Source organism: Streptomyces noursei ATCC 11455, assembly GCF_001704275.1.
GTDB lineage: Bacteria > Actinomycetota > Actinomycetes > Streptomycetales > Streptomycetaceae > Streptomyces > Streptomyces noursei.
This window is the reverse complement of the sequence record NZ_CP011533.1, coordinates 1704331-1717272: the sequence shown is the minus strand read 5'-3', so window position 1 is coordinate 1717272 and position 12942 is coordinate 1704331. Positions and strand designations below refer to the sequence as shown.

Genomic DNA, 12942 nt, shown 5'->3' with positions numbered 1-12942 from the left:
CACTCGTCTCCCCAGCGCGGCGGAGGCTTCTGCACCCGAGCGCCGGGCATGGATGCTCAAGGGCCGAACTGTGGAGCGGGAGTGGACCTGGTGAGCCTCAGGGGCAGGAATGCGAGGGCGGCGGAACAGGTCATCCCCAGAAACATGGGGACCGCGGTGTGCGCACCGCCCAGGCCGACCAGCGGGGCGGCCACCGCGCCCAGCAGGCCCTGCCCGGTTCCCAGAACGGCCGAGCCGGCACCGGCCGCCTGAGGGACACGGTCCAGGGCGAGCGCCGTGGCGTTGACGGTCACCAGGCAGATCCCGACGAGCGCCACGTAGACCAGTCCGAGAGCGAACGCCAGGGTGAGGGCGTGGCTCAAGGCGAGCACGGTCAGGGCGGCGGAGCTGGCGAGCATGGCGTACAGCCCGGCTCGCAGGAGCGCGGTCGGAGTGAAGCGGCCGACCAGTTTGGTGATGGCCACTGTGGCCAGGGCGCCGACGATGCCGGTGGAGGCGAAGGCCGCGGAGGTCTCCCCGATGCTCAGGCCGAGGATGTTCTGGAAGAGGAACGAGGCACCGGCGAGGTAGCAGAAGAGCACGGCCAGGGAGAAGCCGAAGGACAGCGTGTAGCCCAGGTACGACCGGTCTGCCAGTACTTCACGCACCGCGCGGATCGTGGCAGCGGCGCCCCCGGTGCGGCGCTGGTGCAGGGGGAGGCTTTCGGGCACCGCCACGGCCGCAGCCGCCAAGGCAAGGACAGTGGCGGCAGCCAGCACCCAGAACACCGTGCGCCAACCGCTGGCTTCGATCACGGCGCCCCCCGCGACCGGGGCGATCACGGGTGCGAGGCCGTTGAGAGCCATCACGATGCCGAACAGCTTCGCCGCTTTTTCTCCCGTGGCCACGTCGGCTATCACCGCCCGCCCGATCACCACGCCGGCGGCACCCCCGAAGCCCTGGAGGAACCGCAGCACCACCAGCCAGCCCAGCGACGGGGCCAGCGCACACAGCGCCGTGGCCGCTGCGCACACGACGCTGCCCGCCAGCAACGGCACCCGTCGGCCGAAACGGTCGGAGAGCGGGCCCAGGATCAGCTGCCCCAGGCCCATGCCGATCAGGAAGGTGGTCAGCGTGAGCTGGATGCCCGAGGCGTCGGCGTGCAGATCACCTGCCATCTGCGGCAGAGCAGGCAGGTACATATCCGTTGCCAACGGCATGACAAAGGCGAGCAGCCCCAAGGCTGCAATCAGGACGGGCATCCCACACTCCAGACCAACGAACGAGCGGTACCGGACAGCGGGCGCCCCCGTCCAGCCGCGCACAGCCAGACGGGGGCGGGCACGAATCTGCCGCTGTCCTGGACTCCGACCGTAGAAGCGGAAACCCTTATTCCGTATCGTCCGCAGGACCGGGAGTGCGAGGTCATTGGCCCTAGACCGTCAGCCCCAGCGGTGCATCAGCACACCGCGCAGGGAGGGCCTTGGCGAGACGGCCGCCGTCTACTGCTTCAACCCACAACGAAGTGGGGGCAGCGAGCGGCTCCGGCCGAAATCACAGAAGATCCACCATCTTGAAGTTGCTGGTGATGGGGCTGGCGTGGGAGCCGAGTCGTGTACTCGTCCTGGTCGGAGGTGGCTGTCTGAGATCAAGATCATCTGTCAGTGTGAAACGCGCAGGAGGGTAGTAGCGTGCCGCAAGTCCAGGCGGAGTTTGGTAAACACGTGCCGTTCTTCAGGTGTGTGAAGGCATGCCTGCAGACCGCGCGGACGGACGCGATCAGCTTGTTGACCTGCTTCTTCGCCGGGGTGAGTGGCTTGGTGCGGGCGGCCTTGTAGCCGGTGATGACCACTGGATTGTCTGGGTCGTCGTCCAGGTTGACGAAGCCGAGGTCGCCAACTGGGTGGGCCGTGAGTGCGGGCGGCGGTGTGCTGCGGCTGCTGAACGGCAGCCGCAAAGTCATCTTCCGGCGAAGATACCTCACCGCTACGATGCCTCTGGCAGTCGCGTGCTTGGGCATTAACACACGGAGCTGGAAGGCAGTTTGGCCATCCACGGAGGGTGCTATGGGGGACACGACTAGCACTGGCGAGGTGATCGGGCGCCGTTACACGCTAATCCGCACCCTCGGGATCGGGGGATTCGGCCAGGTGTGGCTCGCCCGTGACGAGGATCTGAACGTCGAGGTCGCCCTGAAGCAAGTGCGCTTTCCGGGCCCGGCGACGCCTGAGGAGCAGAGGCAACGCATCGCCCGCGCAGTGCGGGAAGCCCGGCACGCGGCCCGGCTGCGCGACCACCCCAACATCGTCACCGTCCATGACGCCCTTGAGCACGACGGCAGTCCGTGGATCGTGATGCAGTTCGTCGACGGCCACTCGCTCGCCGAGGAGCTGCGGCAGCACGGGCGCCTGCCGGTCGACCAGGTCACCAGGATTGCCGAGGCAATGCTGTCGGCCCTGGGTGCAGCACACAAGGCGGACATTGTGCACCGCGACGTCAAACCTGCGAACGTGCTGCTGGACGCTGGCGGGCAGGTGCTGCTCACAGACTTCGGCATCGCCATCGCTCCCACCGACGCCACGCTCACCGCCTCCAGCATGGTCGTCGGCTCGCCCGGCTACGTGGCACCCGAGCGGTGGCAAGGTGCCGAACCGGGCGCGGCGGCTGACCTGTTCGCCCTCGGGGTGACCCTGTATGAGGCGGTCGAGGGCGAACCGCCTTTCCCGCGCCAGAATCCGGTCGCGGCCCTGACCCAGGAGCCCCGGCCGCCCCGGCACTCGGGGCGACTCGGCCCGCTTCTGCTGAGACTGGTGGAGAAGGAACCCACCCAGCGGCCCGATGCCGCCGCCGCCCGCGCCCTGCTCCGGGCCGATCCGGATACCTCCATCACGGCCAGCACGCCCACCAAGGTCATCACCACGGCGCACACCCTGAGGAAGGAGCCCGCGCGCCCCTCGTTCAGCGAACCCGCGACGATCACCAGCGATCGGATGAAGACGGTCGAGGCACACGCCATCAGACGGGCCAACTTCTTCGGCATATTCTTCGGGGTGCTGGGCACGATCTTCGGGCTGGTGCTGGGACTCCAAGGCATGCCTGCGTACCCCAACGTCGGAGTGGGCCAATGCGTCCTGTACGGCGTCTTGGGCGGCTCGTTCGGCGGCTACGCATACGGCTGGATGCAAGGCGCCTGGAAGTGGCTGTTCCGCGATCTGGACAGTCTCACGGTCACCCCCGGCGGACTGACCATGACCGGCGAGCTATCGGCCACGTACAAGTGGGGTGAACTGAAAGCGGTGAAGCTCAAGCGATCCGGCAGCACCGTGACACTGGTTGCCACCGTCCGCCCGGAACGAGTGTCCGATACGAAGTGGCGATCGAAACACCCGGTCGCGATCGACAGCGAAGGCAACGCCGAGGTATTCGTCGGACGCGGCATCCCCGCAAGCGACACGGGTCGCGTGATGGCCGCGCTCTCCCACTACGCCGGGAACCTGTACAACGGTCCGTCCAGCCTGCCCTGACACACGTCAACGGGCCCCTCGCGTCGGGACAACACTCGACGTGAGAATGCGGCCCTCCACTGTGTGAGTCGTTGGTCGTGTCCTCGTGCTGGTTGTAGGCGATTGTCCGGCGTGAAGATCGTCTGTCAGCGGGTGACTTCGAGGTTCGTCAGGACGAGAAGGGCGCGCAGGAGCGTGGTGGCGTGCCGCACGTCCAGGCGGAGTTTGGTGAGCACGCGCCAGTTCTCACGTGCGCGAAGGCGTGCTCGCAGACCGCGCGCACTGACGCGATCAGCTTGCTGACCTACTTCTTCGCCGAAGTGAGCGGCTTGGTGCGGGCGGCCTTGTAGCCGGTGATGACCACCGGGTTGTCCCAGGCGTCGTCCAGGCCGGTGAAGCCGAGGTCGCCGACGGCGCCCAGCTCATGGGCGCGCAGCTGCTCCACGAGGTGGTTGTAGCGAGCGGTGGTGATCTCCGAGCAGCGTCCCGGGCGAGCTGCGGAGATCCACAGCAGGCGGCCCTTGTCGTCGGTGAGCGGGAGGAAGAACAGGCCGTGGACCTTGTGCTTCCCGCTGTAGTAGCGCCGGTTGTCCGCTCCAGTGCGGCGCCGGGTGCGGATCAGGGTGCCGCTGGGTCACCTACGCCAGACGCGACTGGGCCGAGTACCTCGCCGCCCGGGCCGAGGAAGACCCCCGCAAGCGCCGCTAGGCCCTTGTAGGCCAGCTTCCGCCGCAGCCCCTCCGGGGTGAAGGTGAAGTCCGCCGGCACGGGCCGTCGCCGTGGTGCACGGCGAGCAGGAGCGGCTGCTCGTGCTCAGGCGGCCACGGCTCGGCACCAGGCGTGCCGCCGTTCCACAGGTGGAAGACCACCATCGGCTGCCTGGGATCCGCGCCAAGGTGGCCGAGCGCCTTGTCCTACAGCGGGTTGCCGCTGTCGAACAGCACGGGCGGGGTGTCGAACTCCGCCGTCACGTCCACCCAGCCGCGGTCCTCCGGCCCACTGGCGGACCCGCGCCCTGAGGGCCTCGGTACGCGTCGCCCGCGAGCACCCGGTCCGGCCTGAGCCAGCTCGTCCGGAACGCCCCGCACAACTACTTGAGCGCTGTGAGGACGGACCGGGTCAGGTTGAGCGTCCGCTGCAGTTGGCGGTCCCTGCTCCCGGTCCCGCCGTCGTACCTGATGGTGACCATGTCGTCGCCATGAACGACGTAGAGGTCGGTGGAGTTCGGGAGGTTGTGCTCGGTGAACATCCATCCGCACAGTTTGTCGCCGAACTCGGCGGTTTCAGATGGCTTGATCAGATTCTCGGGGCGCTCCTCGTGTGACTTCATCTTCTGGCAGAGGTCGGCGTACATGCCGTTGCGGCCGCCGTCCTGGTCGAGTTTGATGGTGAGCTTGTAGCCGCCCGGGGGAGAATGCCCATCGCATGCGGCGATGTCGGGGGGAATCTTGTCGGACTCGAATTTGTTGTTCGGGGCGTAGTCGGCCAGTGTCTCGGCGCCGATTACGCCGCAGAGATCGTCGGTCACCTCTGGTTTGTGGCCCTTCGGCCACACGAGAACGGCGCCAGCGGCGATCACGGCCACCCCGGCCGCGATGGCGATCCAGGTGCGCCGGTCCCGTCGAAGCGGTGGCTTGGTCGGTGCGGCGACCTCTGCCGGTTCTGTCATGTGTGGATCTCTCCTGTCATCGCAGTTTGGCGAGCACCAGCCGGGTCAGTTCCACAGCGTTCTGCAAGGTGTCCTGCTGTCGTTCCGGCGGAATGCTGTACTCAATGTCGATCAGATCACCGCCCTGAACGGTGTGCACGAAGACCTCGTGCTGGTACTCGCTGTGCACGATGACGCCGCACATCCGGTCACCGAACTCGGCCGTTTCGGAGCGTTTCAGGGCGCGGCCGTCGATGTCGATGGCCAGGGAGCTCGCCCTCCGGCACGTCTTGGCGAAGTCCTTGACGGGCGACTTGCTCCACCGGTTGAGGTGTATCCCGAGGTAGAAGCCGGACGGTGAGTCGGCGGAACAGAACGTGTAGTCGGCATCCGGCTTGCTCAGCTTGGGGCTGGGGACGTACTTCGCGATCGCGTCCCTGCCGATGAACGCGCACAAGTCCTTCGGCGTCTCCGGGAGGTGGCCGCCGTCCCGCGGCCACACTAGGACGGCTCCGGTCACGACGACCGCCAGGCCGACGACGAAGGCGATCCAGTTGCGCCGGTCGCGCAGTATGGACGTACGAGTCCGGGGCGGTGAGGCGGGACTCGATGGCGTTGTCATGGGCGGACTCCTCCAGGCCGACCGATCAGGACTTCCCTGAACTGTCATCGCCTGGTGGGCCGGGCTTGGTCGGGCGACGACGGTCGAGAATCCGCCAGCCGACCAGCAGGGCCAGCATGCCGGCGACGATCAGTTCGATCCCCAGGTTCCGGTTGGACCCGGCAAGGTCCGAGAGCAGCCCCCACGGGCCCGACGACGTCGGGCCCTCGGGCTTGACCGGCGCGACCTCGGTGCCGGACTTCGACTGGGACACGCTCGCGCCCTTCACGTGCGTCCGGCCAGCCGACAGGCTTCGCCATCTAGCCTCGAAGTCCTGCTTGCTCACGTTGCGCTCGACGACCCTGCCGAAGTCGACCCCACCGGTCTTGATCCGGTAGATCTCCTCGCGCGTGCACCGGCGCTGAAAGCAGGACACCTGCTGCTCGTAGTTCCGCACGTAGCCTTTGAAGATCGTCTGCGGAGACCACCCCTGCCGGGCCGGCCACTTCGATACGTCGCCGCTGTCGATGACATACTCGAAGCCCGTCTCATGAAGAGCCGCCCGCTGGCGGACCCACTCGGCGGCGACCCGGGTGAGATAGACCCGTCGCAAGGCTGCGTACTCAGGGCTTTCGTTGACCTCGCGAACAACCTGGGGCAGGACGATGTCGTTGTAGGCGGCGTCGATGGCCGCCGAGACGTCCGCGGGCTGGCTGGGGCACCCCGCGTGACTGCGGTTCCCGGAATTCCCGATGTCGTCGATCTCCGCCTTCACCTCCAACGGGGCGTTCAGGATGTAGAAGTCGTCCCCCTCGCTGTAGACGTCGGCCGGCCCGGGGGTGATCCATAGGCGTTGGTCGTAGCATGCGCCGACGTGACGTAAGCGTTGGAGGCGCTGCCGGAACCGATTCGCGACCTCGTTGTCCTGGTAGATCAGATCCGCATCGACCTTCTTCAGCCGATCGTCGGCCTCAAGCAGGATCCTCCCGACATCGGTGCCGCCGAGCCGCTTATCGATGATCCGGTCTGGCTCGTTGGGATTCAGGTTCACCCAGAACGTCGACGTCGGAAGGGCCAGCCATACGTAGAACGAGTCGGAAGCTCCGCGCAGGCTCTGCGAACCGGCATCGGCGTGCTCCGCACTACTCGCCTGCGCGGTGAACTCGTAGCTGAATCCGAGCCGATCGCCCGGGTAGGCAGACAGGTGCCGCAACTCGACGGTCGAGAAGTCGATACCGCCCGGGGCGCCGATCGTGGCGCCGGCCATCAGCTGCCGCGGCGACCTTGAGCCGCCGCTTCCCCGCGGAGCGGCCTTGCGGCCGGAGGACTTCCGCGGTGGCGGGTCGAACAGCCCGTCCCCGTTCTGGTCCCGCCATTCGTTCTGCTTCTGGATCAGGTCCTGGACACGGCCGGTCGCCTTCCCCTGCTCCTCCTTGGTCCCGTAGGGCACCAGGAACCTCATGCCCTTGGAGTACCGGGCGCAGCGCGGCCCGCCGGCGTAGTCGCAGGGCTCCCGCTCGGAGGCTCCTCCAATGAGCCGCTCGGGTGTGATGTCCACCCCGTTCTTGGTCTGCAGCTCCGAGTCGATCTGGTCGTGGGAGGCGCCCTCCTTGAGCCGCTTGAAGGTGTACTCGATCTCTCCCAGGCGCCTGAGGATGAGCTCCTCGGAATGGCCGACGGCTTCGCCGCGGTACCGGGCGCTCCTGGCAACCACCTGCAAGGTCACGTCGCCGGGCTGCAAGCCGAGTTTCTTGAGCTGGGCGAAGAGTCCGGGATCCTGCTGCTCGATCTCGGCCGCGGTACGGACCTTGCGGTAGATCGCGTCGTTCCACTCGCCGCGGTGCCGGTCGAAGCGGGAGTAGAGCTCCTTGTCGAAGATCCTCAGCTCGGCGGCCGTGTAGTCCGTGACCCGGAGCCAGGCGACGGCATAGTTCACGGCCGCACGGTCCTTGGAGTCGTAACCGTCGAAAACCCTCCCCTCGTAAACGTACGAGAACATCGGATCGCCGTAAGGGGCCTGAGCCGACGAGCCGGACGCGGCTCGGACTGTAAGCGAGGGAGCGCCCGCAGCGGCCGTGGACGGACCGGTGAGGAGGCAAGCCAGCCCAACGAGCACTGCCAGCAGGCTCACGAAACGACTACGCATGCGGTCATTGTGTCGGCAACTTGCTTGTGGCGCCCATGACTTGGGCGATAGCCGCAGATCTGTCGCGATTCATTCACGCGAGCCCCGGTTTCGGGCCGTGAGGTTCCAGTTCGGCTCGCTGCTGCAGCCAGCCCGGCGGTCAGGCGAGGGAAAGCCACCGATCCGCGGCCCACGCGCGCCAGTCCGGCTAGCCCGGAGGGGCGCGTCGAGCTCTCAACCGCGAGCTCAGCCGAGTCGGGCTCTTGGAGCAGCGCGCGCCCGCGGCGGATGCCAGACTCGCTCATCGGGAAGGTCCGGTCCAGCGCCGTCGCCCAGCGGTGGGCGATGCAGGTGCGCTGGGCCTCCGGGGCTGGTGGGGGTGGATCACCGGAAGCTCGACATCAGTCTACTTTCCCTGCAGGTCGGGACTCCGAGCTTCGATCAGTGATGCCCTGCCAACTTGAAGTCGCAGGTCAGCGAGGTGGCGTGATCGGTGAAGGGCATGCTCACGCGGTTCGCGAGCGACAGTCTGTGCCCTTGATCGTCTGTCAGCGGTTGACCTCGAGGTTCGTCAGCACGAGCAGGGCTCGCACAAGGTCGGTGGCGCGGGCCGGATCGGTACGGAGCTTGGCGAGGGTGCGCCACATCTTGAGGTGGGCGAAGCCGTGTTCGACGGGAGCGCGTGAGGCGGCCAGGACGCGGTTGGCCTCCTTTTGGCCGGGGGTGAGCTTGCGGGCGCGGGTGGCTTTGTAGCCGGTGACGACGACGGGCTGGGCATCGTCGTCGTCCAGCCCCAGGAAACCGAGGTCGGCCAGGGTGCCGAGACCGGCGGTGCGCAGATGCTCGAGGATGTGGTCGCGGCGGGCCGCGGTGATGTCATGGGTGCGGCCGGGGCGCGCCGCGGAGATCCAGATGAGGCGGCCCTTCTCGTCGGTGAGCGCAAGAAAGTGCAGGCCGTGACGTCGGTGTTTGCCCGAGTAGTTGGGCCGGTTGTCCTTGCCGGTGCGACGGACTGTGGGGATGAGGGTGCCGTCGATCAGGACGACTTCCCCGCCCCGCTGGGCGATGTTCTTCAGGGCTCGGTCCAGGCGCGGTGCACGGGCGGCGAGCAGGGCAGTCAGCTCATCTCGCCAGCGTCGTACGGTCGTTTCGCCGACCTGGTTGCCGCCGGCCATGTCGGCGATGCGCTGGTCGTGGCGGAGCACGGCGAGGACGATGACGACGATCCGCCCGGGCGCCCGGCGGCGCCAGCGTGAACCGATCGTCTTGAGGTGGCGCCGCAGCAGGTCCGCGCAGTATTCGTTGGTTTTCCGGGACACCGGCAGACGGCACTGGTAGATAGGGAAGCCGGTATCCCCGGCGGGCTCGTTGAGCTTCTTCATGCACACGTCGAAGTCAACGACCGCCGAGGGAATGCCGGTTACGGCCCGCGGCCGTGGCTACGGCATGCGCTGGAAGCGCCCGTCGGGCAGCTTGCGCAGCCAGCCCCGGCCCGACAGCTTGGTCAACTTCCCGCGCAGTGGCTCCAGCCGACCCTTGACCTCTACTTCGAGGCCGAGCGCGGTGCCGACGTCCTTGGCGCGTACCGGGCCTCCCGCCTCCCGGACGATCTTCATGATCTGCTGGTAGTCCGGCGGCAGCGCGTCCTCGGCGATGCCCGCCTCGCGGTGCCGGACCAGCAGCACGCCACGGCCGCCGACCTGCGCAGGCACCGCTTGCGTGGCGGCCTTCTCCGTCTGCAGCTGAGCGTGCATGCGCTCCCACACTCGCATCGCCGCAGCGAGATCCTCGCGCTCCGCGCGGACCTTCTCAAGTCGTTCGACCAGGAGCTTCTCCTCCTCGTCGAGTTCCGCCCGGCGAGCGGCGACGCGTTCGGCGACTTCGCTGATCTCCGTCATCCCGCGAGCCTAGAACCCGCTCAGCCCTCTGACCTGGAAACGGACAGACCGCCCGTGACTCTCGCCCGACGATCAAGACGATGGACTACCGCCCACCACCAGCCCAAGGCCCCCGCGACGGCATCACACCAGCCCGCCTGACCAGCCCGAATCAAGTTGGCGCGGCTTCACAGATCCCCATCAACGAGCGTACGCAACGCCCGGGCAGGCGTACGGCGAGGCCGCCCCTGCCGGTTCGGCGCGGGGCGGCCTTCGGTATTTGTCAGGCATTGGCAAGGCGGTTGGAGAGGTCCAGTGCGGCGGTGGCCACCGTGAGGGCGGCGCAGAGGCCGAGGACCTCGTGGAGGGTCGGGCGGACCAGACGAGGCCAGCTGTCGGGGGCAGCGGGCCAGGAGGCGAGATGGACCTCGGCGGTGGCCAGCCCGAGGTGGGCAGTGACGTCCCAGCCCGCGAGGTGGGCGGGCTCCCAGTGAAGGCGGATGCGGCCAAGTGGGAGTCTGGGGCTGTTCACCGGGAGCCAGGAGACGTCGAGTGGTCCATCGGGAAGGGCGGAGACGCGCTGGACCAGCGCGCCGCGTACTCCTGTCGGCATGGGCCGATGGGCAAGGCTATGCAGCGGAGAGACTTCGGGTGATGAGGTGATGCTGCAACTCCTGTTCGTGAGGCGGTTCGCCTGGTGCGTGGCGAACGGGAGAAGCTGTCCGCGCGGGGCACGGACGGCGGTGGATAGAGGTCCTGGTCAGGGGGCGGTCAGTAGGGCGGCGGTGAAGGCCCGAATTGCTGTGGCAGGGACGCCGGTTGCGAAGGAGGCATGCCAGGCCGGTTCGGGGTCGCCTTCCCTGCGCGCCTCGTAAGACCAGCCGCCCTCGTCGAGGCGGACCTCAAGGTGTCCGCCGGGTGCGGTGTACGTGGCCGGGACGTTGTCGTCGTCGAGGGTCCAGTCAGGAAGTTCGAACAGTTCGGCGACGACATGCGCGGCGTCTTGCCCATCGAGGTACCACGGTTCACCGTCCGAATCGGCGGGCTCACTCTCCACGACCGAGTGCTCGGTGGTCGCCCAGCCGAAGGCAGTGCTGGCAGCGCGGGGCAGATAGCCCTCCTGGCCATCCTCGGCGATAAAAGCGGCGTTGTCGGCATCGACGACGCGGCCGACGAAGTGGGAGAAGGGCCAGTCCGGGTTGACGGCCAGGCGGACGGGCAGATCGGAGTTCAGGGTCTGGAGCTGGTGGATGAGCTGGCCGACGGTGAGTGAGCGCGGCATGCGGTACCTCCAGGGTGAGCAGCACGTAGAGAAGAAGAGGCGGGTCGTGGTCAGGGGGCGTCGATGCGGGGCGGGTCGCGCAGGACGTCCAGCAGTTGGATGGGCTACGGATGGGTGGCGAGGTGCCGCCTGCGGGACTCGTTGACGTAGCCCTTGCCGGGGTTCTTCATCCGCCAGTCGCCGCAGGAGCAGACGGCTGCGTGTACGCGCGGCCAGGGCAGTCGGTGCCATCGGCATGGTGGTTGGTCAGCGGGGCGCGGAAGGGCATGGTGGATTCCTCGTGGATAGGGGGCTGCAATCCGTCAGCCGGGCTCGGTCGGTACCAGGTGTGCGCGGTCATTCAGCGAAGTCGCGCTGCCACTGGCGTCGTTCGGCACGACGGGCAGCACGGCGGCGCACGGTCTTGGTACGGCGGCCGTACTGGCCAGGTAGGTAGAAGCAAGTGCAGCGTCGGGCGTAGGCGCACTTACGGCGGTAGCCGGGGCGGGTGGCCAAGAGCATGCGCACGGTCGGATCCTCCTGCCGGTTGGTGCTGTTCGGAGCAGGTGGCATGGAGGCACGGTCAGCGGTGGGCGACGAGGGCGGCGATGAATCCGGCGACGGCCTCGGAGGGGGTGTAGAGGCCGAACTCCTGGACCCAGGGCTCGGCGTCGGTGGGAAGCACCCGGACCTGCCAGACGATGCCCCGCTTCCAGGCGGCGGTGTCCTCGGGGAGCCAGCCGACGTAGACGCGGCCGTCCGGACTGGTGCAGTGCACGTTGGCCTCCGGGGTGTCGACGATCGCCCAGCCGAGCGCGCCGACCAGGTCGAGCACCGGGCCTGCGCAGTGGTCGCTGGAGAGCCAGGCGCGCTCCTCCGTGGTGGGGCGGACGACAGTGGGCAGGAGGGTGCTGGAGGCGTTCACGACTAGACGATCCCTTCGTTGACCTGCGGTTTTTCCCGACACTCGTACGTTGACATGCGGTGTGCCGAAGTACGTAGTCGTTTCCCGGAAGGTGGCGTCTGCCGTGGGCGAACTGGCCGTCGGAAGCGATGGACCGACGGGCCGGGGAATGGTTCGGCGCGGCCAGTTGTCGTAACTAGGTTGCGGTGCAAGGCCGTACGAAGTCGAAGGGGGAGAAGGCGTGACGGAGTCGAGCAGACACTGGGACGGAGCGGGGCTGGAGCGCAAGATTCGCGCGGCCGGGCGGCCGTGGACGGTTGGTGACATCGCGATGGTCGCCGACGGTCAGTGGGCAGTGGGTATGAAGCCCGAAGCCGAGGAGTTGCGCGACGGGGAAGCCGCGGCGGAGCGCCGGATCGCGGATGGGCGGTGCATCGAGCTGACGGTGGAGGAGCTGGCCCGCGCGGTGGGCTCCCGGTTCGGGGAAACCCACCGCGACGAAGACCCCGCCTGACCGATCAGCGGTGCGGCCTCAGTCTGGCCACCGACGGGCCGACAGCGGCCGAAGGAGCGGGCTGATCGGGCGCCTGGCCCAGGGCGCGTGGAGCGTGCCCGGAGCGGGCGACAGCGGCCTGGGCCAGCTGAACTGCTGGGGCCCGGTCCGCGGTCGCGGCGGCTTCACGTGCTTCGATCACGTGGCTGATGGCCTGCAGGGAAGTACGGCTCTCCGCTTGAGCGACGCGAAGGTCCGTCGCTGAGCTGGTGATCCGTTCCAGGTCGTAGAAGGCCGGCACGTGGCCGGGCCGGGTAAGGGCGTGCAGACGGTCCTGGTGCATGGCCACGGCGTTGTCGGTGATGACCAGGGCCGAGCGGATGTGCATGGCCGAGCGCAGGAGCGGGTCGTCGCTCGGGCGGCGGACCGCGAGGGATTCCAGAGCTTCGATAGGGCGGTCCCAGGCTTTCTCGATCATGGCTGTGGCCTGGTCGAGTGCGGTGGCGTCGGGCATGGCGGAACTCCCGATATTCGGAGGTGCTGCTTCGGTC

Annotated in this window: 15 protein-coding genes; 2 read left to right on the top strand and 13 right to left on the bottom strand. The window is 67.9% G+C overall.

The annotated features are described in order from the left end of the window. Positions 1-56: 56 nt before the first annotated feature. Together SNOUR_RS07190 and SNOUR_RS46060 are read right to left on the bottom strand one after the other, a co-directional pair. Entirely contained in the window at positions 57-1241 is a 1185-nt protein-coding gene (locus SNOUR_RS07190; protein ID WP_067344793.1) for a multidrug effflux MFS transporter, read from the bottom strand. Positions 1242-1633: 392 nt separating this feature from the next. Then, the gene (locus tag SNOUR_RS46060; protein WP_159425823.1) at positions 1634-1942 is read right to left on the bottom strand and encodes a hypothetical protein; all 309 of its coding nucleotides are present in this window, start codon (positions 1940-1942) and stop codon (positions 1634-1636) included. 103 nt (positions 1943-2045) lie between these two features. Here SNOUR_RS46060 and SNOUR_RS07180 point away from each other — a divergent pair, with 103 nt between their 5' ends. Then, on the top strand, positions 2046-3503 hold the full coding sequence (locus SNOUR_RS07180) for a serine/threonine-protein kinase (protein WP_159425822.1): 1458 nt from the start codon (positions 2046-2048) through the stop codon (positions 3501-3503). 283 nt (positions 3504-3786) lie between these two features. On the opposite strand, the gene SNOUR_RS42675 is transcribed toward SNOUR_RS07180, so the two are convergent. The 10 genes from SNOUR_RS42675 to SNOUR_RS07135 form a co-directional block, all read right to left on the bottom strand. Further along, positions 3787-4101 (bottom strand): transposase family protein, encoded by a 315-nt coding sequence (locus tag SNOUR_RS42675; protein ID WP_312635867.1) that lies wholly within the window; start codon positions 4099-4101, stop codon positions 3787-3789. A gap of 471 nt (positions 4102-4572) precedes the next feature. Beyond that, the gene (locus SNOUR_RS07170) at positions 4573-5151 is read right to left on the bottom strand and encodes a hypothetical protein (RefSeq protein WP_067344790.1); all 579 of its coding nucleotides are present in this window, start codon (positions 5149-5151) and stop codon (positions 4573-4575) included. Positions 5152-5167: 16 nt separating this feature from the next. Further along, positions 5168-5752, bottom strand: coding sequence for a hypothetical protein (locus SNOUR_RS07165; RefSeq protein ID WP_159425821.1), 585 nt, complete (start codon positions 5750-5752; stop codon positions 5168-5170). 25 nt (positions 5753-5777) lie between these two features. Further along, complete coding sequence (locus tag SNOUR_RS07160; protein WP_159425820.1) at positions 5778-7730, bottom strand: hypothetical protein; 1953 nt, start codon at positions 7728-7730, stop codon at positions 5778-5780. A gap of 674 nt (positions 7731-8404) precedes the next feature. Then, entirely contained in the window at positions 8405-9238 is an 834-nt protein-coding gene (locus tag SNOUR_RS07155) for a transposase family protein (RefSeq protein WP_067344787.1), read from the bottom strand. Positions 9239-9295: 57 nt separating this feature from the next. Further along, positions 9296-9754 (bottom strand): hypothetical protein, encoded by a 459-nt coding sequence (locus SNOUR_RS07150; protein ID WP_067344786.1) that lies wholly within the window; start codon positions 9752-9754, stop codon positions 9296-9298. A gap of 262 nt (positions 9755-10016) precedes the next feature. Further along, entirely contained in the window at positions 10017-10346 is a 330-nt protein-coding gene (locus tag SNOUR_RS07145) for an esterase (protein ID WP_067344785.1), read from the bottom strand. Between the two features lie 147 nt (positions 10347-10493). Then, a complete protein-coding gene (locus SNOUR_RS44530; RefSeq protein ID WP_067344784.1) occupies positions 10494-11015 on the bottom strand; it encodes an SPDY domain-containing protein in 522 nt (173 codons plus the stop codon). A 336-nt stretch (positions 11016-11351) separates the two neighbouring features. Further along, entirely contained in the window at positions 11352-11567 is a 216-nt protein-coding gene (locus SNOUR_RS46055; protein ID WP_159425819.1) for a hypothetical protein, read from the bottom strand. Between the two features lie 10 nt (positions 11568-11577). Further along, the gene (locus SNOUR_RS07135) at positions 11578-11919 is read right to left on the bottom strand and encodes an SPDY domain-containing protein (protein WP_067344783.1); all 342 of its coding nucleotides are present in this window, start codon (positions 11917-11919) and stop codon (positions 11578-11580) included. 220 nt (positions 11920-12139) lie between these two features. Between SNOUR_RS07135 and SNOUR_RS07130 the strand changes: the two genes are divergently transcribed. Continuing rightward, complete coding sequence (locus tag SNOUR_RS07130) at positions 12140-12412, top strand: hypothetical protein (RefSeq protein ID WP_067344781.1); 273 nt, start codon at positions 12140-12142, stop codon at positions 12410-12412. Positions 12413-12416: 4 nt separating this feature from the next. Here SNOUR_RS07130 and SNOUR_RS07125 read toward each other — a convergent pair whose 3' ends face one another. Then, positions 12417-12905 carry a hypothetical protein gene (locus tag SNOUR_RS07125; RefSeq protein ID WP_067344780.1) on the bottom strand — a complete coding sequence of 163 codons (489 nt, stop codon included), beginning with the start codon at positions 12903-12905 and terminating at the stop codon, positions 12417-12419. Positions 12906-12942: the final 37 nt, after the last annotated feature.